Annotated in this window: 21 protein-coding genes and 1 tRNA gene; 7 read left to right on the forward strand and 15 right to left on the reverse strand. The window is 67.5% G+C overall.

The genetic code is table 11. From position 1 onward, the window contains the following. Positions 1-2: 2 nt before the first annotated feature. Complete coding sequence (locus tag EW117_RS04330; RefSeq protein ID WP_129784057.1) at positions 3-1,262, reverse strand: aminotransferase family protein; 1,260 nt, start codon at positions 1,260-1,262, stop codon at positions 3-5. 65 nt (positions 1,263-1,327) lie between these two features. Here EW117_RS04330 and EW117_RS04335 point away from each other — a divergent pair, with 65 nt between their 5' ends. Then, on the forward strand, positions 1,328-1,999 hold the full coding sequence (locus EW117_RS04335) for a GntR family transcriptional regulator (RefSeq protein WP_129784059.1): 672 nt from the start codon (positions 1,328-1,330) through the stop codon (positions 1,997-1,999). 127 nt (positions 2,000-2,126) lie between these two features. Here EW117_RS04335 and EW117_RS04340 read toward each other — a convergent pair whose 3' ends face one another. From EW117_RS04340 to EW117_RS04360, 5 genes are all read right to left on the reverse strand, one after another. Then, positions 2,127-3,269: an FAD-dependent oxidoreductase gene (locus EW117_RS04340; protein ID WP_129784061.1), complete on the reverse strand. Its 1,143-nt coding sequence runs from the start codon at positions 3,267-3,269 to the stop codon at positions 2,127-2,129. Further along, a complete protein-coding gene (locus tag EW117_RS04345; protein ID WP_129784063.1) occupies positions 3,269-4,036 on the reverse strand; it encodes an amino acid ABC transporter ATP-binding protein in 768 nt (255 codons plus the stop codon). Before EW117_RS04345 ends, EW117_RS04340 begins: the two co-directional genes overlap by 1 nt. Continuing rightward, positions 4,033-4,917, reverse strand: a complete 885-nt coding sequence (locus EW117_RS04350; RefSeq protein ID WP_129784065.1) for an amino acid ABC transporter permease — start codon at positions 4,915-4,917, stop codon at positions 4,033-4,035. The genes EW117_RS04345 and EW117_RS04350 overlap by 4 nt, the downstream gene beginning before the upstream one ends. A 58-nt stretch (positions 4,918-4,975) precedes the next feature. Next, a complete protein-coding gene (locus EW117_RS04355; RefSeq protein WP_129784068.1) occupies positions 4,976-5,908 on the reverse strand; it encodes an ABC transporter substrate-binding protein in 933 nt (310 codons plus the stop codon). A gap of 236 nt (positions 5,909-6,144) precedes the next feature. Further along, positions 6,145-6,882, reverse strand: coding sequence for a GntR family transcriptional regulator (locus tag EW117_RS04360; protein ID WP_129784070.1), 738 nt, complete (start codon positions 6,880-6,882; stop codon positions 6,145-6,147). Positions 6,883-7,058: 176 nt separating this feature from the next. Here EW117_RS04360 and EW117_RS04365 point away from each other — a divergent pair, with 176 nt between their 5' ends. The 4 genes from EW117_RS04365 (at position 7,059) to EW117_RS30460 (ending at position 10,790) form a co-directional block, all read left to right on the forward strand. Next, entirely contained in the window at positions 7,059-7,733 is a 675-nt protein-coding gene (locus tag EW117_RS04365) for a haloacid dehalogenase type II (RefSeq protein ID WP_129784072.1), read from the forward strand. A gap of 23 nt (positions 7,734-7,756) precedes the next feature. Beyond that, a complete protein-coding gene (locus tag EW117_RS04370) occupies positions 7,757-9,034 on the forward strand; it encodes an NAD(P)/FAD-dependent oxidoreductase (RefSeq protein WP_129784074.1) in 1,278 nt (425 codons plus the stop codon). Positions 9,035-9,048: 14 nt separating this feature from the next. Beyond that, a complete protein-coding gene (locus tag EW117_RS04375) occupies positions 9,049-10,551 on the forward strand; it encodes an aldehyde dehydrogenase family protein (RefSeq protein ID WP_129784076.1) in 1,503 nt (500 codons plus the stop codon). Positions 10,552-10,658: 107 nt separating this feature from the next. Further along, complete coding sequence (locus EW117_RS30460) at positions 10,659-10,790, forward strand: hypothetical protein (protein ID WP_277986444.1); 132 nt, start codon at positions 10,659-10,661, stop codon at positions 10,788-10,790. An 839-nt stretch (positions 10,791-11,629) separates the two neighbouring features. Here the strand turns inward: EW117_RS30460 and EW117_RS04380 are convergent. The 4 genes from EW117_RS04380 to EW117_RS04400 all read right to left on the reverse strand — a co-directional run bounded on the left by EW117_RS04380 (position 11,630) and on the right by EW117_RS04400 (position 15,927). Continuing rightward, complete coding sequence (locus EW117_RS04380; protein ID WP_129784078.1) at positions 11,630-12,253, reverse strand: TetR/AcrR family transcriptional regulator; 624 nt, start codon at positions 12,251-12,253, stop codon at positions 11,630-11,632. Continuing rightward, on the reverse strand, positions 12,253-12,720 hold the full coding sequence (locus tag EW117_RS04385; RefSeq protein ID WP_207211745.1) for a nuclear transport factor 2 family protein: 468 nt from the start codon (positions 12,718-12,720) through the stop codon (positions 12,253-12,255). Before EW117_RS04385 ends, EW117_RS04380 begins: the two co-directional genes overlap by 1 nt. A 786-nt stretch (positions 12,721-13,506) precedes the next feature. Beyond that, positions 13,507-14,004 (reverse strand): LacI family DNA-binding transcriptional regulator, encoded by a 498-nt coding sequence (locus EW117_RS04395; protein WP_129784084.1) that lies wholly within the window; start codon positions 14,002-14,004, stop codon positions 13,507-13,509. 564 nt (positions 14,005-14,568) lie between these two features. Beyond that, positions 14,569-15,927 carry an ArgE/DapE family deacylase gene (locus tag EW117_RS04400; RefSeq protein WP_242504079.1) on the reverse strand — a complete coding sequence of 453 codons (1,359 nt, stop codon included), beginning with the start codon at positions 15,925-15,927 and terminating at the stop codon, positions 14,569-14,571. Between the two features lie 12 nt (positions 15,928-15,939). Here EW117_RS04400 and EW117_RS04405 point away from each other — a divergent pair, with 12 nt between their 5' ends. Next, a complete protein-coding gene (locus tag EW117_RS04405; protein ID WP_129784086.1) occupies positions 15,940-16,896 on the forward strand; it encodes a LysR family transcriptional regulator in 957 nt (318 codons plus the stop codon). A 308-nt stretch (positions 16,897-17,204) separates the two neighbouring features. Here the strand turns inward: EW117_RS04405 and EW117_RS04410 are convergent, their stop codons facing one another. The 3 genes from EW117_RS04410 to EW117_RS04420 all read right to left on the reverse strand — a co-directional run bounded on the left by EW117_RS04410 (position 17,205) and on the right by EW117_RS04420 (position 18,023). Beyond that, positions 17,205-17,414, reverse strand: coding sequence for a cupin domain-containing protein (locus EW117_RS04410; RefSeq protein ID WP_242504080.1), 210 nt, complete (start codon positions 17,412-17,414; stop codon positions 17,205-17,207). Positions 17,415-17,535: 121 nt separating this feature from the next. Beyond that, positions 17,536-17,793 carry a helix-turn-helix transcriptional regulator gene (locus EW117_RS04415; RefSeq protein ID WP_242504081.1) on the reverse strand — a complete coding sequence of 86 codons (258 nt, stop codon included), beginning with the start codon at positions 17,791-17,793 and terminating at the stop codon, positions 17,536-17,538. Positions 17,794-17,949: 156 nt separating this feature from the next. After that, a tRNA-Met gene (locus EW117_RS04420) sits at positions 17,950-18,023 on the reverse strand. 111 nt (positions 18,024-18,134) lie between these two features. Here EW117_RS04420 and EW117_RS04425 point away from each other — a divergent pair. Then, complete coding sequence (locus EW117_RS04425) at positions 18,135-18,950, forward strand: nicotianamine synthase family protein (protein ID WP_129784088.1); 816 nt, start codon at positions 18,135-18,137, stop codon at positions 18,948-18,950. Between the two features lie 89 nt (positions 18,951-19,039). Here the strand turns inward: EW117_RS04425 and EW117_RS04430 are convergent, their stop codons facing one another. Continuing rightward, positions 19,040-22,054 carry a UPF0182 family membrane protein gene (locus EW117_RS04430; protein WP_165362462.1) on the reverse strand — a complete coding sequence of 1,005 codons (3,015 nt, stop codon included), beginning with the start codon at positions 22,052-22,054 and terminating at the stop codon, positions 19,040-19,042. A 135-nt stretch (positions 22,055-22,189) separates the two neighbouring features. Further along, positions 22,190-23,305 carry a YlbL family protein gene (locus tag EW117_RS04435; RefSeq protein WP_129784385.1) on the reverse strand — a complete coding sequence of 372 codons (1,116 nt, stop codon included), beginning with the start codon at positions 23,303-23,305 and terminating at the stop codon, positions 22,190-22,192. Positions 23,306-23,325: the final 20 nt, after the last annotated feature.

Below are 23,325 nucleotides of genomic sequence, written 5' to 3' on the forward strand. Positions count from 1 at the left end.
TCCTAGTGCTGGTAGGCGTCGAGCGCCTGAGCGATGGTGCCGGCGATCAGCCCGACCTCGTCCTCGGTGGTGACGAAGGGCGGGCAGATCTGCAGTGTGTTGTCGTGGATGACTCGGATCAGGACTCCGGCATCGGTGCAGGCCTCGGCGATCGCGTCCCCGTTGACGCCCTCGTGCAGATGGATGCCCGCCATGAAACCGGCTCCGGCGCGCACCTCCTCGACGAGCTGGTGGTCGCCCAAGGGCTTGACCGCCTTCTCCAGCACGGTCTCGAGCCGGCCCGCCTGGTCGACGAGACCCTCCTGGTCGATCACGTCCAGGTTGGCAAGAGCCACGGCGCAGGCCGTGGCATGACCGGAGTACGTCAGTCCGTGACGGAAGATCGGCGCGTCCGCGCCCTCGAAGAACCGCTCGGAGATGCGTGGTGACACGAGGACCCCGCCCAGGGGGGCGTAGCCGGAGGTGATGCCCTTGGCCATGGTGACCATGTCCGGCTGGATGTCCCACCGGTGCGACGCGAACAAGTGGCCGGTCCGGCCGAATCCCGTGATCACCTCGTCGGCGATGAGCAGGATGTCGTGGCTCCGGCAGAGGTCCTGCAGCCCCTGGAGGTAGCCCTCGGCGGGACCGATGACGCCCCCGGTACCGATGACCGGCTCGGCGATGATCGCGGCGATGTTTTCCGGGCCGAGCTCGGCGACCGACCGGCGCACCGCCGCGATGTCGTTGGTGGCGACCCGCGCGGTGTCCGGGACCAGCGAAGGAGTGCCGTAGCCGTCGCGGTTGTACTGCAGGCCCGCCACACTGGTGCCGTAGGCGTGGAGACCGTGGTAGGCGCCGACGCGGCTGAGGATCATCCTCTTCTCGGGACGGTCCTCGAGCTGCCAGTGCCTACGGGCCAGCTTGCAGGCCAGGTCGACCGAATCGGAGCCGCCACTGGTCAGCATGACCTTGGCATCCGGCACCGGCCCGATCTCGGCGAGGCGGTCAGCGAGGCGGAGGGCCGGCTCGTTCGCGAACCGACCGAACGTGTGATAGGTCTCCAGCTTTCGCATCTGGCGATACGCGACATCGGCGAGACGAGCCCGTCCGTGGCCGATGTTCGCGTGCCACAGGCTCGCGGTGGCGTCAAGAAGCCGCTGCCCCGTGGAACTGATCAGCCATGCACCGACACCGCCCCTCAGCACGAGGCGCTTGGCCTGCGCGGTCGGCATATGGGCCTGCGGGTTCCAGAGCGCGTCGCCGAGCTGTCTTCTGGTCATGTGTGCAACTGTAGTACAGTTGAGCTGTAGTGCACAAGCATTTCCAGCCGACTATCCTTCATGGCATGTCAGCACTCGAAGGTCTGGTGGTACAGCGGTCCACGGCCGCTCAGCAGTTGGCCGCGGGCCTTGCCTCGCGGATCGTCGCCGGTGCGTTCGCGCCGGGGGACCGGCTGCGTGAGAGCGCGATAGCGACAGAGCTGGGCGTCGCCCGCAACACCGTGCGGGAGGCGGTCCGGATCCTGGAGCAGAGCGGGCTCGTGCATTACGAGGTAAACCGGGGCGCCGTCGTCATCTCACCGACGCCGGAGAAGGTCAACGCCCTCTACACCGCGCGGGAGGTGCTGGAGACCGCGGCCGTCGCCCGTCCCGCGGGAGAGTCTGACCTGGCGGCACTGAGAACCGCGTACGACGAGCTCGTCGAGGCGGCGGCCTCGCGCGACGCGCTTCGCATCGTCGACCTGGACCTGGCGTTCCACTCCGCGATCGTCACGACTCTGGGCAGTACCCGGCTCGACGAGTTCTACGCAGAGCTCATGGTCGAGCTGCGCTTCTACCTGACAGTGCTGTCGCTGGAGGACCGGGAGTTCGAGCACCCCGACGACATCCTTGCTGAGCACCGCGTGATCCTCCACGCCATCGAGGCCGGCGACACCGCCACCGCGGTGCAGCACGTGCGCAGCCACATCAAGACCAATGCCCGGCGGGTCATCGAGATCCTGAACGGTCGCGACTGAGATCCGATCACGAGATCTGGTTGCGGGCGGAATACGGGAGGTGCTCGCCCGGCCGACTGCAGCGAGGCGAGCACCTGGTCAGATCGTCGAGGTGACGGAGCCCGGGGTGAACCACCGTGTCACCCGGTCAGCCGGCAGAGGTGAACCGTTCGGGACGAAGGAAGTCCAGTCCGTCCACGAGCGGGCCCAAGCCCAGGGATTCTGCGGCGGCAATGGCACCGAGCGCGGATGACATCTTGAAGCCGGCGCCGGAGAACCCGGTGGCGCAGTAGACGCGTTCGCTGCCGGGAACCGGCCCCAGCAGTCCGATGGAGTCCGACGTGTAGAGATCGGGGTAGGCGTCGGACCGGACGATCTCGGGGATCAGGCCGGGGAAGAAATCCTGGGCGGTGTCCACCGACTCCACGACCTCAGCAGGCGTGAGCTCACGAGCGACCGTGTCGCCGTCCGCCACTGTTGCTCCGCGTCCGTCCAGAGTCGCCTTCACCGTCGAACCGTCGATAGTCGGGGCCCCATACATGGAACGGTCGCCGGTGATCCGGATGAAGATCGGGAAGGCATTCGGAACGAACTGCTCGGGGTCGCGGGCGGCGAACCACGTCAAGAAGATCCGCTTCCGGAGGACCTGCCGCTGGAGGTGGGCAGGCAGCAAAGGGCCGGACCCGGAGCCGGACGCCACGATCACCCGGTCGAACGTCCAGCTCTCGTCGTCCGTCGAGACGCGCACCCCGTCGGAAAGCTCCCGGACCTCGCGGACACGTGCGTCCTTCACGACCTGCGCACCGTTCTGGCGCGCAACGTCGATGGCAGAGAGCACTGCCCGATCGGTCCGCAGGACACCCGCTCGAGCGTCGAGGACACCGCACTCTCCGGGCGACAGGCGGTGCTGAGGGTAACAGCTCGCCATCTCGGCATGGTCCAGGATCTGGTAGGGCGCCCCGGTGCGCTTGATCGAGTCGAGCAGCGCTGGGATGTAGGGCCCGTCGGTCTCACCGATCGACAGCCCCCCGCACCGGACGAGGATCTCCTGTCCGGACTCCTCCTCGAGCGCCCGCCAGCGGCGCTCGGCGAGCTGGAGCAGGGGATAGAGGTTGTGCTCGCCTCGGTAGGTCATCCGGAAGAGCCGGGTGTCTCCACCCACAGCGCTGCGTGGGTGCGCCGGCGACACCGCCTCGAAGCCGACCGCGGGGACGCCCAGCTTCGAGGCCTGCCACAGCGCCATGCTGCCGACACTTCCGACGCCGACGACTGCGAGCGGACCGTCCGACATCACAGCACCTTTTCCAGGAACTTCTGCGTCCGGGCTTCTGTGGGGTTGCCCAGCACCGCCGTGGGTGGTCCCTGCTCCACGACCAGGCCGCCGTCCATGAACAGCACGGTGTCGGCCACCTCCTTGGCGAAGCCCATCTCGTGAGTGGCCACGAGCATGGTCATTCCCCGCTCGGCCAGGCCCTTCATGACCGCGAGGACCTCCCCTACCCGCTCCGGGTCCAAGGCGCTGGTGGGCTCGTCGAAGAGCATCACGCTCGGGTCCATCGCGAGGGCACGGGCGATCGCGACACGCTGCTTCTGGCCGCCGGAGAGCTGCCACGGGTAGTGGTCGCCGTGCCCGGCCAGGCCGACGTCCGCCAGCAGCGAGTCCGCTCGTGAGGCCGCCGCCTTCTTGGCGACGCCCTTGACCAGCACCGGGCCGGCCATCACGTTCTCCCGCGCGGTCATGTTGGGGAACAGGTTGAACTGCTGGAAGACCATGCCGATCCGCGTGCGCTGCATCGCCATCTCCTTGCGGCTGAGCGCGCGGTAGGCGGTGTCGGTCTCGACGAACCCGAGGTCCTCGCCGTTCACCCTGAGGATGCCGCGGTCGACCTCCTCGAGCCCGTCGATGCAGCGGAGCAGCGTGGACTTGCCCGACCCGCTGGGGCCGATGATGCAGACGATCTCGCCGGACCTGACGTCCAGGTCGATGCTGCCCAGCACCACCCGGTCGCCGTAGCACTTGCGCAGCCGGCGGGCGTAGACGGTTCCGTCGCCGTTCATCGGGCCTCACCATCCATCGGAACAGGGTCGACCGGCGCCTCGCGGCTCACCCGAGATCGCACCAGCGAGTACCTCTTCTCGATCAAGGACTGGGGGTAGCTGAGGGCCAGCGTCATGATCAGGTACCACAGACAGGCCACGATCAGCAGCGGGATGGTCTGGTAGGTGCGCGCGTAGATCAGCTGGGTGCTCTGCAGCAGCTCGGCCACACCCAGCACGCTGACCAGCGACGTCTCCTTGAACATACCGATCATCTGATTACCGGTCGCCGGGACGACGGTGGGCATCGCCTGCGGGATGATCACCCGGAACAGCTTCTTCCGGGAGCTCATCCCGAGCGAGTCGGCCGCCTCGATCTGGCCCTTGTCCACCGACGCGAAGCCGCCGCGGATGATCTCCGCGAGATAGGCCGCCTCGTTGAGCGACAGGCCGATGATCGCCGCGGTGGTCGCGCTCATCAGCACGTTCACGTCGACCGCGTGCGAGATGCCGGTGAATGGGATCCCGACCGCGATGTTCGGGTACAGCGCCGCGATGTTGAACCAGAAGATCAGCTGGACGAGCACCGGGGTCCCCCGGAAGAAGGTGATGTAGCCCGACGCCAGGAGCTGAACCGGGCGCACGGTCGAGGCCCGCATCACGGCGATGACCATGCCCAGGATGCCCCCGAAGAGCATCGCGAGGATCGTCAGTACGATCGTCAGCCGTAGGCCTTCCAGGATCGTCGGAGCCGTGAAGTACTGGCCCACCACGTTCCACTGGTAGTTCTCGTTCGTGACCAGCGTGTGCGCCAGCCCTCCGGCCACCAGCACGCAGACCGCCCAGGCCGCGTACTCGAGCGGACCGCGCCGGTACAGCCGCGGCTTGTCAGTGGCATCCATTGCCTTCGCCTCCTCAGTTCGGTCGCGTTCGACCAGGCCGGTATCTGGTGCCATCGGCCTAGCTCACAACTTTCGAGGTGGGAATGGCCCCCGAGCCGAGGCCCCACCGGTCCAGTGCCGCCTGGTACGCCCCGTTGTCGATCAGCTCCTGCATCGCGGCATGCAACGCCGGCGTGAGTGGGGAGTCCTTGGGGAGGCCGAGAGCGACGATGTCGTCGCCCTCCTTCTTCTGGTACTGCGGCGAGAGCAGCTCGAACGCCTGCGGCTGCTGCTTCGCTGCCCAGGCCAGCTGCGAGGTGTCGGCGAAGACACCGTCGATCCGCTTCGAGGCCAGCTGCGTGAGCGCACCCTGGGCGTTCGGCAGGACGACTGTGCTGACGGGAGCCTCGCCGCCGGCCTCACACTCCTCGGAGATCTCGGGCAGGTACTTCTCCTGTTGCGTGCTACCGGTCATCACCGCGATCTTCTTCCCACACATGGACTCGTCGGCGAGGTTCAGACCCTCGGGGTTGCCCTTCGCCGCGATGAGCGACGATCCGGCGTTCCAGTAGGTGATCATGTCCAGGACCTTGAGCCGGTCCGGGGTCGGGGTCATGTTCGTCGCGGTGAAGTCGTAGCGGTGAGCGGCGATGCCAGGGATCACTCCGTCCCAGGTCACGTTCTCGACCTTGACCTCGAGCCCGAGCGTCTCACCAAGAAGCTGGGCGACGTCGACGTTGTAGCCCACCGGCGTCTTGTTGTCGTCCGCAAGGAATGAAGTGGGCGGGTAGTGCAGGTCCGCGGCCATGGTGATCGTGCCGCCCTCCTGCAGGTCGGCCGGCAACAACTTGATCGCCTCTTGGCTGGGCTGCACCTCCGGCAGCTCCGCGGTGGCGGTGGTGTCGGCGTCCGGAGCCGCCTGGGTGGCGGTCGTGGCGCTGCACCCGGTGGCCGACACCAGCAGCACGGCTCCGAGGGCGGACGCTACGAGCTTGCCTCGTTGCACTCTCATGGTTCGTTCCCTTCCAACGGTTGTGTGACGGAGGCAATACAAGCACGCTGATAGACGATTGTCGACACTCGTCCGTAAACAATGTGTTTCAGGAGACGGCCGACAATCCTGAGCGAGAAAGACGACGCCCGCCCCCGGGAACCGGCAGCGACGGCTGCGGTTCCCGATGGGCGGGCGTCGTCCTGGACGCTCGCGCGAACGTCACCCCACGCGGTTCGGTGGGCGTCGGCGTGCGATCAGTGGAGCCGGCCGGGCTTTCCGTTGGTCCCGGCCTGGGACTGCGGTGCCGTGAGGTGGCTCGCGGCCACCGTCAGGTGGTCGCTGATCGCCTTCAGGAGCGCCTCTCGCTCCCCGGCCGCCAGTGCGTCGATGAGGACGCCGTGCTCGTCGACGAGCTCGTCACCGGACGGGACTGCGATCTCAAGCCTGTTGATGCAAGCAAGGGCCTGAGCCGAGAGGATGGAGTAGGCGTCGGCCAGGCGCGAGTTGCCGGCGGCGGTGACCAATGCGGTGTGAAAATCCAGGTCAGCGGCCGAGATCTTACGGTGAGCGCCATGCCTCACCGCCACGCTCAGCTTGTCCAGGCTTACCCGCAGGGCGTCCGCGGCACGGGCTCTGGCGCCCGGCCCGCCGTCGATGATCCGGCTGGCGGCGTGACACTCGATCGCGCAGCGCGCGTCGTAAATCTCCCAGATGTCGGACGCAGTGAAGGTCACCACCGAGACGCCGCGGTTGCGTGAGGCGACGAGCAACTTCTGCTGGACGAGCTGCTGGAGCGCCTCGCGCACCGGGGCGCGGGACACGTCGAGCAACTCGGCGATCCGAGTTTCGGCGAGCTGCTCGCCGGGCCTGAGCTGCCCCTCGATGATCATCTGCCGCAGATCTTCGCTGATGCGATCAGAGGTCGACTTCCGTTCGAGCGTCTTCAGCTTACTCAGACCGGACACCGCCACGATCGACTCCCCTTCGGTCACCCCCGGCACCCCTGGTTGGCCACCGGCACCCTGTCTCTTGCATTCTCCGGCATCCAAAGACAACTGTCAACGGCATGCTGGCGACGGTCGACAATCTGCAGTCGTGTGCGCTATGTTCGCCGAGCGCCTCAAGTCGGCGCCTACAGAACCGCTACGCACACCGATGGGAACGAACGATGTCGACCTCAATCCCCACCCCGAAGTACGTGTCCTTCGACTGCTACGGCACGCTGATCTCGTTCGAGATCGCCACCACCACCCGTCGCCTGGTCGGCGACCGCGTGGCCGAGGACCAGTTCGAAGCCTTCCTCGCCGACTTCCGCAAGTACCGTTACGACCAGGTCTGCGGCGACTACTACGCCTACGACCAGGTCCTGCACGACGCCTATGCGCGGACCTGCAACAAGTGGGGGCTCGAGGTCGCCGAGGACGCGGGCAAGCAGCTGGCCACTGCCGTGCTCTCCTGGGGACCGCACGAGGACGTCCCCGGGCCGCTGAAGAAGCTGGGCGACAACTTCGCCCTCGTGATCCTGTCCAACGCCGACACGAAGTACCTCGACGTCTCCGTCCCCAAGCTGGGGGCGGACTTCCACGCCGTCTACACGGCGGAGCAGGCCGGCTTCTACAAGCCGCGCTACCAGGCGTTCGAGTACATGCTCGACCAGCTCGGCGCCAAGCCGGAGGAATTCCTCCACGTCTCCTCGCACGTGCGCTACGACCTGATGCCCGCCGACGACCTCGGGTTCACGAACAAGGTCTACCTCGACCGTGGCTACGACGTTCAGAGCCCGGCCTACAACTACACCACCGTGAAGTCCCTGGACGAGCTCAACTCGCTCCTCGGCATCTGACCCGGCGCACCTCAGGAGGAACTGTGAAGCTCACGCCCTACTGGCTCGATACCGCGACGCCGTCCGGTGACTACCGCCGGACCCCCGTGCCCGAGCGTGCCGACATCGCCATCGTCGGCGCCGGCTTCACCGGCCTGACCGCCGCCCTCGAGGCCGCACAGCACGGCGCGTCCGTGGTGGTGCTGGACTCGCACACGGTTGGCTGGGGCGCCTCCGGTCGCAACGGCGGCATGGCTACCACGGGTCTGGCGATCGGGCTCGGCAAGGCCATCAAGCGCTACGGCCAGGCCCGAGCCCTCGAGATGTTCTCGGAGTACAACCGTGCCATCGACTCGATCGAGGAACTGGTGAAGGAGCACTCGATCGACTGCGACTTCCAGCGCACCGGCAAGTTGACGCTTGCCATGAACGCCAAGCAGGTCGGCCAGATGCGCCAGACGCAGGAGACGCTGGCGACGCTCGCGGACTACTCCGTGAACGTCGTCGACAAGGAGGACCTCCACAGCGAGATCGGCACCGACTTCTACGCCGGCGGCATGGTGGACCCGCTAGGAGCCGGGGTCCATGTCGGCAAGTTCGCACACGGCCTCGCCGGGGCAGGCACCCGGGCAGGGGTCACGATCTGTGAGAACGCCCAGGTCACCGAGCTGGCCCCCCGTCCCGGCGGGGGGCACGCGGTCCGCACATCCCGCGGCGTGATCGACGTCGACCGGGTCCTGGTCGCCACCAGCGGCTACACCGGGACGCTGACGCCGTGGCTGCAGCGGCGGACCATCCCGGTCGGCAGCTTCATCATCGTGACGGAGCCTCTGCCGCTCGAGACGGTCCAGCAGATCCTGCCCCGCAACCGGCAGGCCGCCGACAACAAGATGCTCACGTACTACTTCCGCATCACGCCGGACAACCGGCTGCTCTTCGGGGGCCGCGCCCGGTTCGCGCTGTCCAGCCCGGACTCCGACCTCAAGAGCGCCGAGATCCTCAAGCGCGCGATGAGCACGGTCTTTCCCTACCTCTCCTCGGCGCGCGTCGACTACACCTGGGGCGGGCTCGTGGACCTCACCATGGACCAGATGGTGCACGCCGGGGAGCGCAACGGGGTGCACTACTCGCTCGGCTACAGCGGGCACGGGGTCCAGATGGCGACCTACATGGGCAAGCAGATGGCGCTCTCCATGCTCGGAAAGTCGTCCCGGAACCTCTGGGAGCACCTTCCGAACCCCGCCGTTCCCGGCCACTTCGGACCGCCTTGGTTCCTTCCGATCATTGGCGGTTACGCCAAGGTCGTCGACCGGTTCAGCTGACGAGGAGTCCAGACATGAGCGCATCGAACCAACTGGCGGTGACCGAGGAGCTCGCTGACGGGCCCCGGCTCGTCAGCGATCCCGTTCCCGACCTGTCCGTGCCCGGCGGGGCCTTCATCGGCGGCTTCTGGCAGCGCGAGGATCTCAGGCTTCCGGTCACCGATCCGGAGGACGGGCGGCTGCTGGGGTACGTCGCTGACTCGACCCCGGCGGACGTCGCGGCCGCGGTGTCCGGCATCCAGGAGTCGCTCGCGACGCAGGACTGGCCGCTGTGGGCCCGCAGCGAGGCTCTTCACCAGGCCTCACGGCTGCTGGCTCAGGACTCCGACCGGTTCGCCCACCTCATCGCCTCCGAAGGCGTCAAGACCCTCGCGGAAGCGCAGCGCGAGGTAGTCCGCTGTGTGGAGACCCTGCGGCTCTCCGCCGAAGCCGGGCCGGTCCTCACCGGTGAGACGATCCCGTTCTCGGCGAGCCGGAGTGATCGCGGCAGGATCGGGTGGTTCACCCGCGAGCCGGTCGGCGTGGTCGCCGCACTCACCTCGTTCAACGATCCTCTCAACCTGGTGGCGCACAAACTCGGGCCGGCGCTGATCGGCGGCAACGGCGTCGTCCTCAAACCCTCGGACCACACTCCGCTCACGTCGCTGGCGTTTGTCGACCTGCTGCTCTCGGCGGGCGTGCCGGCGGGACGAGTCGCCGTGGTCTGCGGAAGTGCTCGGGCAGGGCAGGCGCTGGTCACCGACCAGCGGATCGCGATCGTGTCCTTTACCGGTGGTCCGAGGACCGCGGCGAAGATCACGGCCGCCGCCGGGCCGCGGAAGATGTTGATGGAGCTCGGCGGGAACAACCCGACGATCGTGTGCGCGGACGCGGTTCTCTCCGACGCAGTGGAGGCGGTCGTGGACGGCGCGTTCGGCGTCGCCGGACAGAACTGTCTGTCGGTCCAGCGTGTCTATGTCCATGCATCGGTCCACGACGAGTTTCTGCACGACGCCGTCGCCCGAACCAAGCGGCTCAGGGTCGGCAGCAAGCATGACCCGGAGACGGACATCGGTCCGCTCGTCAGCGAGGCGGAGGCACAACGTGTGGAGGAGTGGGTCGACGGAGCGGTCGGCTCCGGGGCGACGGTCCACGCGGGCGGTGTCCGACACGGCTCCTTCTATGAGCCGACCATCCTCACCGGCGTCGCCGAGGGATCGCGTGTGCTCACCGACGAGGTCTTCGGCCCGGTCGTGACCGTCATCCCATTCGAGGACCTCGACTCTGCGGTCTCGGCAGCCAACACCAGTGAGTTCGCGCTCCAGGCCGGGGTCTTCACCCAGTCGGTCGAGACGGCGTTCGAAGTGTCGGCTCGGCTGGTCGCGGGAGCCGTCGTCGTCAACGGCACGAGCGACGTGCGCGTGGACTCCATGCCGTTCGGCGGCTTCAAGGGCTCGGGCATCGGACGTGAGGGTGTGCGGTTCACCGTTGAGGCCATGACGGAACCGAAGGCCACGATCCTGAATCTGGTCTCCTAAGTGCGTCTGCACCGGGACATGAGCACTCACGTCCGGTCCGGGAGCTCCTCGTGACCGCCACCACGCCCTGCCTCGCGGCAATCAATCAGCCTGACCAAGGAGTACCGATGCGTTTCGTCCACCAGCCCGCAGCCACGGTCACCGGACCGCTCCAGCCCAAGGGCTGGTCCGGCCGTTGGGACGTGACGGAGACCGTGCGCAAGGTTTACTCCATCGGGGTTCTCGCAGCGGGCGGGTGACACGAGCGCCCACCGCCTGGAGCGGGTCAGGGAACGCTAGGACCCCCACCCGAGCTCCAGACAGACCGGAAGGGCCCTCTGGCTGAGCATATTTGCTGAGTCAGAGGGCCCTTTCCATGGTCGGGGCTACAGCGTTGAGTCTCAGGACATCCCCGTCGATCACGAGTACAACCAACGACGCCCGCACCACATCGGAGTCGGACTAACCCCCTGATCCGGCCCGCTCTCTGGCAACCACCCGCGCCAGCCGTCGTCGTCGATGAACCCGACGGACCGGCCGGCTACGACACCACCACCAGCGCTGAGGAAGGACTCGGGGCCCGCAAGGCTGGGCGGGCCACACCTGACACGCCCGAGCCGGGACACACATTTTGGCCGCCAACCCCCGCTAACCCCGACCTGTCCGCAAATAACAAATGGCCTGAACCTACGATCCGTAGGTTCAGGCCATTCCGATGTCTTGCGACATCACAATCGTAGCGGGGGCAGGATTTGAACCTGCGACCTCTGGGAGCCGAAGGGGGCTCCCAGGCCACTACGCATGGACTTGGAAAAACCTGGATTCCCTTGGATTTCCAAGGATTCTCCTTGCTGACCGAGCCAGGATATCGCGGAACGCATCGGATCGGCAGCGACTGTTTCTGCAGACTAAGTGGATGCCAGTCAAGTCCTTCGTCGGATCATGAGGTAGTCCTCGGGAAGTATTCGTTGGCGGCAACACAGCGGCGGGACTGGAAAGCGGGAATGGTCAGTTGCGCCTGCTCGGCGCAGCAACGAGGGACGACGGCCACCCTGTTGCGGGCGCATGCAACGGCTCATGCCCAGTAGCGTTTGACGCGCTACGAGACGGCGCGGGTCGAGACTCGTCGCCTGACCCACGACGGCTCAGTGCCCCGCTCGCGAGTCGGATCGAGGAGGCGCTGTTCCGTGCGCGCGATGATTCCAAGGAATGTCGCGTCGTCGCCGTATGCGCGCGCCAAGATCAATCCGCCCTGGATCGCCGCGACCGCGTCCAGCGCGCGGTCGGCCGCTTCCTGCGGTGAGATTCCACCTGTGCGCAGCGCTTCTGCCAGTGCGTCGACCCAGTCAGTAAAGTAGGCCCGGACGACTCCAGCGAAGGCGTCCTGCTCCTCACCCAACGTCATCGAGGCGAACAAGCACACGCGTTCGCGCGAGATGAAGTAGTCGGCCACCTCCTGCGACATCGCCTCGATTGCTGTCGCGGAATCGTGGGCGGCGCGCAGGGGAGAGAAGATCCGCTCCTCGAACCAATCGCCCACCTGCTCGAGAACGGCGCGGGCCATGTCCGCCTTCCCCTCGGGGAAGAAGTGGTACAGACTGCCACGGCCGATGCCCGTCTCCTGCTGGATAACGGACAACGAGCTGCTCTCGAACCCTCGCCGGCGGAAGACACCGGCGAGGGCACGGACGGCGTCCGAGCGTTCGAGGAGGGTGCGGGCCATTACAGTCCGAGTTCGCTCAGGCCGGGGTGATCTGCGGGACGAGGACCGGACGCATCCCAGAAGAACTTCCGCTCGGATTCGTCGATCGCGACATCGTTGATGCTCGCATGGCGGTGCGTCATGAGGCCGTCCTGGTCGAAGTGCCAGTTCTCGTTGCCGTAGGCACGGAACCACTGACCCGAAGCGTCGTGGTACTCGTACGCGAAACGCACGGCAATCACGTCGCCAGTGTAGGCCCACAGCTCCTTGATGAGCCGATAGTCGAGCTCGCGCTCCCACTTGCCGGTGAGGAACTCGACGATGGCGGGGCGGCCCTGCACGAAGGTGGAGCGGTTGCGCCACCAGCTGTCCTCGCTGTACGCGAGGGAGATGCGCTCCGGGTCACGGGTGTTCCAGCCATCCTCGGCGGCGCGAACCTTCTGGATGGCGGTCTCTTCGGTGAACGGGGGCAGAGGGGGACGAGACATGATGAATCCTTGATTAGTAGGAGGTTGTACTGATCAGTACAACCTGTACCGGACAGTACAGAGCAAGTGCGCGACTGTCAAGCCATTCGCGACCAGGTCCGACTCAGGTGATCCCGCACATGGTCGGCGAAGGCGCAGCTGCGCTTGAACGCATGGTCGAGGAGTCGTTCGATCCGCTCTATGCGCAGCGACTGCAGCAAGCGCGGCTGCAATTGCAGTTGCGTGGGGGCGCTTAGGACGCGTTCGAAGAGTGTTTCGCCCAGGCGATGGCGGCGTTGAGGACCACGGCGGCACGGTAGATCACGGCGTGCTTGTCATATCTGGTCGCCAGTCCGCGCCACTGCTTACGGGTGCGCCGGGATCGAACGGCGCGTCGCTGCCGGGGTGCACGAAGCCACCTCGGCGGTCATGTCGGGGGCCGGTCACGCCGGCGAACGACTCGCCGAGGCGTGGCACGCGGCTTTCGCGCTCGACCCAGATCACTGGAAGGCGTACAACCTGGCCGTCAAGGCGGTCGAGGACGCTGTCAGTGCATCGCACCTGGTCCGGGCTGCCTCCTGGGCCACCTGCCTCCGTACCAGGAGGAGGCCGCTAATCGACACGGCGGGGGCGGGCACGCGCTGCGACAGCTTCACGGAACCGTCGGAGCCGACCCGGCTGGTCCGGTGCCCGAGCGCGGAGTTCGACCAGCGTCCGAAGAGCTGCTCGACGTAGGCGGAATGGGTAGCTGGCGCCGATCGACACCAGTCCGACGCCACACCACTACCGGGCCATCGAGACCGCGGGTCAGGGTGCGCTGCTCTCTGCGCCGGGCCGCGTGGCGGTGGTCAAGGTGACGCAGACGTATGGCGCGATGGTTACCGCGTCGATGTTCGGCGCGTCCCCGTCGGGGTTGCCGATCACGATGTCGCCGTCCTGGGCCTGGGAGAGGGTCATGTCGACGGCCCGGGCGATGTCGTCCGGACGTCTCGACTCGATCACCGTGATCATCACGACGTAGCCGGCCGCACGGGCGGCCTCCTCGATGCCCTGCAGAGTCGCCGCATAACCGAAGCGCGCCGTGTTGCGGGCAAACACACCGATCGTCGACCGCTTTCCACTGACCAGGGTCTGGGCGGCCGCGTTCGGCCGGTACCCGAGCTCGTCGACCGCCGCCTGCACCTTCGTGCGCAACTTCTCGCTGACCGGCGTACGCCCGGTGAGGACGCGCGAAACCGTCGAGAGGCTCACCCCCGCCTTCGCCGCGACATCGACCAACCCCGGCGGCCTGCGCCTCGTCTCCATCCGCACAGGCTATGGCAAACGTTGGTCAGGCGATCGGCGGCCCGAAGTCTTTCGCGATCTGCCGGACCGGGGCCTCGCCACGCCGAGCGACGGCCACGACGTCGTCGCGGAACTCCTTGGGGTGGGGTCTGGGCACAGTGAACATCCCTCCAGCGATGCCTGTCGGCACCACAAGTCAGGTGTCACCTATCCGTGCAGCAGTCCCACCATCGCGCAGCACCGACTAGTCCTACAGCCGTAGATCGGGTCGGAGGCCTGCGGTGATGCTGCCCTCGCGTCGTTGGTGGTGGGCGCGGCGAGTGCGGCGCTGATGGCGTCGGCACCATCTGGACCAGGACAGGATGTGCTGGGCCGTGGTCGCGGTTCGGTTCAGGAGGCTGGTGAACAGCCGTCAGGCTTCGCCGAGCGTGATCGTGACGAGTCCCGCGCCGCCGTCGTCGGTCTCGGCGGAGCCCGAAGGCCGGCATGATCGCGGGGGTGGCCTGAGAGCAGACTTTCTAGCCTGCTCTCAGGCCAGGCATCGATGTATGGCAGCCGCCCGCCTGGTCAACCGTCACATTCGGACTAGTGGTGAGCTCCGCAGCGGCGAGCTGTGAGCACCGCGAGCGAATGTGTGCTGCGGATCAGCTCGTCGATGTCGACTCGCTCGCGGGGGCCGTGGGCGAGGCGGACATCGCCGGGTCCGTAGTGGAGGCTAGGGATGCCGCCCATCCCGCTGTAGAGGCGTAGATCGCTCCCGTACGGCGCGCCGCTCAGGGAGGCGTCGCGGCCCTCCGAGACCAGAATGGAGTCGACGACCTCCCCCACCAGAGGGTGAGCGGGGTCGATGCGGCCGCTGGCGAACTGGCCGCCCGGCCAAGTGACCTCGACCGGATGATCGCGCAGCCACGGATCACGGGCACTGGCGTCAGCGACCGCTCGCTCAAGGGATGCTCGAGCCGCGGCTGGTGGCTCATCGATCTGTACGCCGAAGCGTCCCTCTGCGACGAGGAGGTCGGGAACGCTGCTGGCCCAGTCGCCGGTCCGGACGACGCCGATCGAGATGGGATAAGGCAGGGGGTTTCCAGCGAAGAGGGAGTCCGGATGCGCGTTGCGCTCGCGCTCGAGTTCGGCGATCGCGGCGTAGACAGGTAGGAACGCATCGAGCGCGCTTTGTCCAGCTAGCTTTGAGCTTGCGTGGGTGGCGCGACCGGGAACGCGCAGCTGAAAGGTCAGCGCTCCAGCGTTCGCCACCACGACGTTGCCGCTGGTGGGCTCGGTGATTACCGCTGCTTCCCCGCGGTGTCCACGCAGCATCGTCGCGAATGCGCCAAGGCCGCCGTCCTCCTCGCTGATGACCGCGTGGAGTGCGAATGGGCGCTCCAGCGTCACGCCGGAGACGACCAGCGCGCGCGCGACGGCGAGATTCGCTGCGACCCCGGCCTTCATGTCGCATGCGCCGCGGCCGTGAATGGCGTTCTGCCGTATGGCGCCACTAAAAGGGTTGCGGTCGTCCCAGTTATCGAGGTCACCGGTAGGAACCACATCGACGTGGCCCTGCAAGACCAGTGCGGGAACGCCCTCCGGCCCCAAGACGCCGACTACGCCGTAGCCCTCGACCCGGGGCGCCTCGGTGCCGGGGTAGTCCGGGTGCGCCGCGAGGTCGTCCAGGTCGAGCTTCCACGTGTCGACGTCAAACCCGAGTGTCGCGAGCTGGCTGGCGTGCCACTGCTGCAGCTCGGACTCCGCATCGCTGCCCGTGAGGCTGGGGAGCCGGATCATGGCCACAAGTTCCTCGACGAGTGCGTGCTCGTCGATAGCGTCAAGAACAGCGGCTTCGGCCCGAGTCAGTTCGACGCCAGGCACTGAGGTTTCCTTCATGGCGCCGAAGTTAGCCGCGACCGCGCCATCGACGGAATAGCAGAATATTGCAGAGAGTGTCATAGAATCTATCAGGTGCTCCAGGCTCAGCAACTTCGCGTCCTCGTAGCCATCCGGGACAGCGGATCGCTGACCGGCGCCGCAAACGCGCTTGGTTATGGCGTTCCGACCATCGCCCACCACCTCGCGTCCTTGGAACGGCATTTCAAGGTCCAGCTGGTGGAGCGGGACCACCGTGGTGCACGGCTCACCCCGCTCGGCCTCGTGTTCGTCGCCGAGGCCGAGGAGATACTGGTGCGCCTGGACCGCGCTGAACGGCTGGTGACCACGCAGCGTGACCTTGGCATGTCCACCGTGCGCGTCGGCACATTTGCCTCGATCGGGTCACAACTGCTGCCCCGCGCTATCCGTCGGCTGAGGGCGCGGATGCAGGTGCAAGTCGAGGTCGTCGAAGCCGAACCCACCGAGGTCGTCGAGCTCCTGCACTCCGGAGAGCTCCATGCCGGCATCATCTACGACTCCGCCGACGACCCCGCTTTCGCCACAGCCGACCTCGAGCTCACCGTTCTACTCGAAGAGCACTACCGCGTGCTCGTCTCCGACACCAGCCCATTCGCGGCGCTTCCTGCGATCGACCTCGCCGACCTCGCCGACGCCGACTGGATCTGCAGCCGCGACAAGAACGAAACCTCGGACCGCGTGCTGCGGCGCGCCTGCCAATCGGTCGGGTTCAAGCCCAAGGTCCTCATGCGCACAGACGATCTCAACATGATTCACGGCCTCGTCGCCGAAGGACTGGGCTGCACCCTCACCACTCAAGCCGCGGTCGACACTCGCTTCGCGGTCGAACCACGCCCCACCGCCCAATACCTCGGGCTGCGCCGAACGTCCTTCGTACGCCGCGGCAAAGTCGCTCCACAAGCAGTCGACGAACTCCACGAAATTCTAGTCGGCCTGCTGCCGAATGACCGACTTGATCGCCGATCGTCCCGCAGTGAAACCGCGCGAAGCGACAGCAGGCGGCCAAAATGATGCCGCGATGACGCCGGGATCCGCGAGCCGGTCCGTGATTGCCCGTCGACCAAGCAACCTCCGCAGCGAATGTCGGCACTAGTACTACAGCCATGGATCGGGCCGTTGGCCTGCGGCGACGTCGGATGTGAGGCGGGCATCACCAGGATGCTTTGTTGCTTGTGCTGAACGGGAAGACCGCGGCAGTGGCCGTGGCCGCTGGCCTTTGGCGTGCGAGGGCCTGAACCTCCGTCCAGAAGCCGTTCGACGGGGCGGTCATGTCAGCTCTCTGAGCTGAGCGGTCATGTCGCCACCTGCGTCGCCGGTGTTCACCGTTCCCTGGAGCTCGAGAGGAGGGCGTGCATCTCGGTATCGGCCTTGGGGCAGTGCTCGACGCCCTTCAGGACCACGAAGACGTCGTTCGGGCCCAGCACGACGTCGCGATCACGGAGCTGAATGGTCAGGACGCCGCTGACCACCATGAACAGCCCGTCCGCGTCTCGCTCGGCGGCCGTTCGGGTCTCCCCGTTGGCCTGCACGCGTCGGAGCGTGCCGTCGTCGTCGCGCACTCGTGCGCGCGCGGTAGACGTCGTCCGCCATCTTGGTCCATTCGATGGTCCCGAACGTACCGACCGGGGTCCGTGGCCTAGCCATGGTGAATCACCCGTGCCCCGCATCGGAGTGACCAGGTTCGGGTTCGCGCTGTTGCGCAACCCACTCCCGGACGTCGCTGGCCGCGAACTTGACGTATCGGCTGACCCGAACCCCGCGGGGTCCCTTGCCGTCCACGCGCCAGTCGTAGATCGTTGTGACCGGTACCCCCAGGTACTCGGCCAGTTGCTCGATGCTCAGCAGCGGTTCGAGGCTGCTCGATGCGGTGTAGGTCTCCATGAAGTTCAGGTGATCCGCCGTGGTCACGGCGGCCCCAGACGCTCCAGGACGCTCCAGGCGACTTCGCCGGCCAGGTGCTGGAGGAGACCTCCACACCGAGTAAGTGGAGGGTTTGTGGTGACTGGTTCATGTTCCAGAAACCTTTCAGGCCCGGGAATCCAAGGATTCCCGGGCCTGATTTCGTAGCGGGGGCAGGATTTGAACCTGCGACCTCTGGGTTATGAGCCCAGCGAGCTACCGAGCTGCTCCACCCCGCGTCGGTGATCCCTACTTTACGCACCCCGGGCGACGAAGCGCAAACCGGGTAGGCCGGTCGAGACGCAGGTCACAGGCAATCGAACCGATCCGGCCGTGTAACGATCGACCCCATGACGACGGAGCTGAGCGATACCACCCTGACCGCCGACCGGATCGTCCACCTCACCGACCAGCTTGCCGCCTTGCCTCACCTGCGCCCAGGCCCACGCACGAACGCCCTGTTCGGCGACCTGGTGCAGGCGGTCCTCGCGGCGCCCGACCGCCAGGCCAGTGACGTCCTGGCGCATCCGGAGGTCAGCAGCCGCAGAGCCGCCGTCCGCGATCTGTCCGCACGCGGCGAGTCCGCTCTCGAGCACGCCTGGGCCGAGCGCATCAGCTCCGCGACCGACCCGCAGGCAACGCTCGCCGCGTTCCCTTATCTCGACAACTACCACCGGCTCACGGCCCTCGAGGTCCGTCTGCTCAACCACTCGGGCGGCGCGCCGACGTCGGTCGCCGTGCTCGGCTGCGGGCCGCTTCCACTCAGCTCCCTCGGGTACGCCGCCGCGCTCGGCTGTCCCGTCGTCGGCCTGGACCGGGACCCCGCGGCCGTCACCCTCGCGCGACAGGTCGCGGCCCGGGTCGGCACCGCCGGGGTCCGGTTCGAGCAGGCCGACGCCGCCGACGTTGGCCTCACGGGGTACGACGCCGTGGTGCTCGCGGCGCTGGTGGGCGAGACGCCGTCGGCCAAGACGGCGATCCTGGACCGGATGGCGGGTGCCATGCGCCCTGGAACCCTGCTGCTCGCGCGCAGCGCGCGCGGCCTGCGCACGCTCCTGTACCCGCCCGTGGACCTGAGCGCGATGACCGGGTTCGAGGTGCTGGAGGTGGTGCACCCGACCGACGATGTCATCAACTCGGTGGTTGTGGCCCGCCGGCTCGGCTGAACGGCTCGGCCGAAAGACAAGGACTCCCCGGTGCTAACACCGGGGAGCCCTTGCTCTACGCGTACCGCACGCTCAGCGCGCGGCGGGTGTCACCCTTCCGTGCCACCGCCCTGCTGCGCCTGCTCGGCCGCTATCGCGTCCTCAAGCGCCTGCTGCAGGCGGTCCTGCGCGTCGCCGTAGGCGGCCCAGTCACCCTCCCGCTGCGCCGCGTTGGCGTCCTCCATGGCCTGGGCCGCCTCCTGCAGCGCGGCGTCGAGCTCGGTGGACGGCGCGCCGCCGGTACCCGGCTCGTCGGTGGGCTCGTCGGTCGGCTCGGGCGTCGGCTCCGTACCCGGCTCGCCGGTCGGCGGCGCGACCGGCGCTTCGTCCTCGGCCGTTCCGGCGTCGCCGGCCTCGGCGCCCGAGTCACCACCGAACACCTGGTCCAGAGCCTCGTCGAGCGTATCGGCGAAGCCGATGTCGTCACCGAACGCGACCAGCACCTTGCGCAGCAGCGGGAACTGGGTGCCGCCGGTCGACTGGATGTACACCGGCTGCACGTACAGCAGACCACCACCCACGGGCAGGGTGAGCTGGTTGCCGCGCCGCACCGTCGACGCGCCGATCTCCAGGATGTTCAGCTGCTCGGAGATCGTCGGATTCGAGTCGAAGTTGTTCTGCACCTGGCCAGGGCCGGGCACCGTCGTATCTCGTGGTAGCTCCAGCAGGCGTAGCTTGCCGTAGTCCTCGGACTTGACTCCGGCCTCGTTCCCGGCGTCGGCATCCACCGCGAGGAACCCGGTGAGCACCTCACGGTCCGTGTTACCGCCCGGGATGAACGTCGATGTCAGGGAGAAGGTCGGCTCCTCCTGGCCCGGCATCTGCAGCGTCAGGTAGTACGGCGGCTGCAGCGACGGGGGCGTTGTCTCCGACGTCGGGTCAGTCGGGTTGTTCCAGAAGTCCTGGCCCGAGAAGAACTCGGCCGAGTTGTCCACGTGGTACTGGCTGAGCAGGGTGCGCTGCACCTTGAACAGGTCCTCCGGGTACCGCAGGTGGCTCATCAGGTCGCCGGAGATCTCCTCCATCGGCTTGACCGACGACGGGAAGACGTTGGTCCAGGTCTTGAGGATCGGGTCCTCGGTGTCCCAGGCGTACAGGTCGACCGAACCGTCGTAGGCGTCGACCGTGGCCTTCACCGAGTTGCGGATGTAGTTGACCTCCTCCGGCAGCGCGACGGGGGCGCCCTGCTGCGTGGTGAGGGTGTCCGCCACTGCCTCGTCGAGCGGCGTCGACGAGGAGTAGGGCACGGCGTCGCTGGTGGTGTACGCGTCGACGATCCACTTCACGCGACCGTCCACGACCGCCGGGTAGACCCGGTTGTCGAGCGTGAGCCACGGCGCGACCTTGCTGACGCGCTGCTGCGGGTCCCGGTCGTACAGGATCTGCGACTCGCTCGTCACGCGGTCGGAGAACAGCAGCTGCTCCTCGCCGAACTTCAGCGCGTACAGCAGCTTGCTGCCGAACGAGCCGACGTCCGGTCCGGCGTCGCCCGTGAAGGTCGTGTTGACCTGGCCGCCGTCGTCCGCTTCGTCGGCCTGGTAGTCGAGCTCCCACGCCTCCGTGCCCTCGGGCGCACCCACGATCGAGTATGTCTCGGTGCTGGGGCTGAAGTAGATGCGCGGCTCGTACTCGCCCTCCAGGTCGCTGATCGCGCCCTGGGACGGGATGCCGCCCTCGAAGAAGGCCGGACGGCCGTCCGGGCCCGGCTGGTTGCCGTACGCGGCGACGACGCCGTAGCCGTGCGTGTACACGGTGTGGTCGTTGACCCAGTTGCGCTGGTCCTGGCCGAGGCCGTCGAGGTTCAGCTCACGCACCGCGATGACGGTGTCGCGGGACTCGCCGTCGATCTCGTACTTGTCGACGGACAGCGAGTCGTCGAAGTTGTAGTACTGCTTGTTCTGCTGCAGCTGGCGGAACGACGGCGACACGACCTGCGGGTCCAGCAGGCGGATCGACGCCGCGGTGTCGGCGTCCTCCCGCAGGGCGCCTTCCTCGGCCTGGGTCGTCGCGTCGTACTGCTCCTTCTCGACGTCGTCGATGTCGAACGCGGACAGGGTCGCGTCGATGTTGCGCTGGATGTACTCGGCCTCCAGCTCCTGCGCGTTCGGGTTCACCTGGAAGCGCTGCACGACGGCGGGGTAGATGCCGCCGATCGCGATGGCGGACACGACCATGAGGCCGACGCCGATCGCCGGCAGGCGCCAGTCGCCGCGGAACGCGGTGACGATGAACAGAGCGGCGACGAAGATCGCGACCACGGTCAGGATGCCCTTGGCGGGGATCACCGCGTGCACGTCGGCGTACGAGGCGCCGTCGAACCGGTCGCCCGCGCTCGTCAGGATCGAGTACCGGTCCAGCCAGTAGTTGCCGGCGATCAGGAGCAGACCCAGCGCGCCGATGACGGCCAGGTGGACGCGCGCGGCAGTGGTGGTCCGAGGACCACCCGCCGCGGCAGGTCCGACCCGGAGCCCGCCGTAGAGGTAGTGCGTGATCAGCCCGGCGATGCCCGCGATCACGACCACCGAGATGAGGAACCCGACGGTGAACCGCAGCGCGGGCAGCATGAAGACGAAGAACCCGAGGTCCATGCCGAACTCCGGGTCGGTCTGGCCGAAGGGCTCACCGTTGAACGCCAGCAGCAGCGTGCGCCACTGCGCCGACGCCGCGACGCCCGCGAAGAAGCCGACGAGGACCGGCGCGGCGATCATCACGACCCGGCGCAGGGGTTCGACCGCCTCGCGGTACTGGTCGAGCGTCGCCTGCTCGGGCGTGCTCGGCGCGTAGATGGGGCGAGACCGGTAGGCCGCGGTGAACGACCAGAACACCGCCCCGCCCATGACCAGGAAGCCGGCGGTGAACAGGGCTGCGCGCATGCCCCACTCGGTCCAGATCACCCGGGAGAACCCGAGCTGGCTGAACCACATCACCTCGGTCCAGAACTGGGCGAGGAGAAGCAGGGCTGCGATCACGATGGCGACCGCGACTATCGCCACCCCCAGCGGACTGCGTCGTCGGGCTCGGGGGGCGCCGCCGGAAGGGCGGCGAGGTGCTGCGGCGAAGGACACGACTGCGTTACCTCACGTCATCAAATGGTTGGGCCGTACCCAGGTGGAACGGCCAGGCTCTGCTCAAGGTTCCCGACACAAGGTTCCCACATCCTCCAGATGTGCAACACACGGTCAGCAGGTCGGCAGCCGGGGTCAAGGACACGTCGGAAGCTCGCCGCCCTCGCCCCGCCCGATCTGCTCGACGGCGTCGCGCGCCTCGCCGAGCGTCGCGACCTTGACCACGTTCAGCCCGTCGGGCACGTTGCCGACGACCTGGTCGCAGTTGCCCGCCGGGGCGAGGAACCACTCGGCGTCGTCCCGGACGGCGCCGTACAGCTTCTGCTCGATGCCGCCGATGGGCCCGACGGTGCCCTCGGGGCTCATCGTGCCGGTGCCGGCGATGATCTCGCCGTTCGCCTCGTCCTCGGGTGTGAGCTTGTCGATGATGCCGAGCGCGAACATGGTGCCCGCGCTGGGCCCGCCGATGTTCTCGATCTCGATGGAGACGTCCACGGGAAAGTCGTAGTGCGGGTCGATGAAGACGCCGAGCACTGCCCGCTCCCCGTTGTCCGAGGTGGTGACCTCCACGTCCATGCTGCGCTGGCCGCGCTGCACGCCGAGCGTCACGCTGTCGCCCGGGTTCGTGTCGGCCAGCCCGTCGATCAGGTCCGCGTAGGTGCCGACGGGCTCGCCCTGGAACGAGTCGATCACGTCGCCCTCCTCCAGCTTGCCCTCGGCCCCGGAGCCCGGCTCCGTGCCGGCGACGTCGAGGACGGCGGGCACGTCGTAACCGAGCTCCGTCAGCGCGGCCGCCGTCGCCGACTCCTGCGACGAGACCATCTCCGCCTGGCTGACCTCCTGCTGCTGCTCCTTCGTGGTCGCCTCGGGGAAGATCGCCTCCACCGGGAGCACCGAGCGCTGCGGATCCAGCCAGCCCTGGATCACCTGCCCCGACAGCATCGGGTAGCCCGGCCCGCCCAGCACCGAGACCGTCGTCAGGCGCAGCTGGCCCGTGGACTCGTAGGTGCGGGCGCCCTCGATCTGGATGAGGTTCCGTTCCAGCGTGTCCTCGGTAGGTCCGGGTGAGCGCATCGCGTACGGCGTGGGCACCACGAGCGCCACCGCGGCGAGGACGGCGGTGGCCAGCAAGGACGCACCCAGCGTCACGGTGCGGCGCGTGATCGGTGCGACCCGGGGCCGCTCGTCGGTGAACGGCGCAGACTCGAATCGCGAGGGCTCGGGTTGCGAGGCGTGCTGTCGGTCGCGCATGTCGGTCACCGGCCCATCAT

Source organism: Promicromonospora panici (genome assembly GCF_900608595.1).
Taxonomy (GTDB): domain Bacteria; phylum Actinomycetota; class Actinomycetes; order Actinomycetales; family Cellulomonadaceae; genus Promicromonospora; species Promicromonospora panici.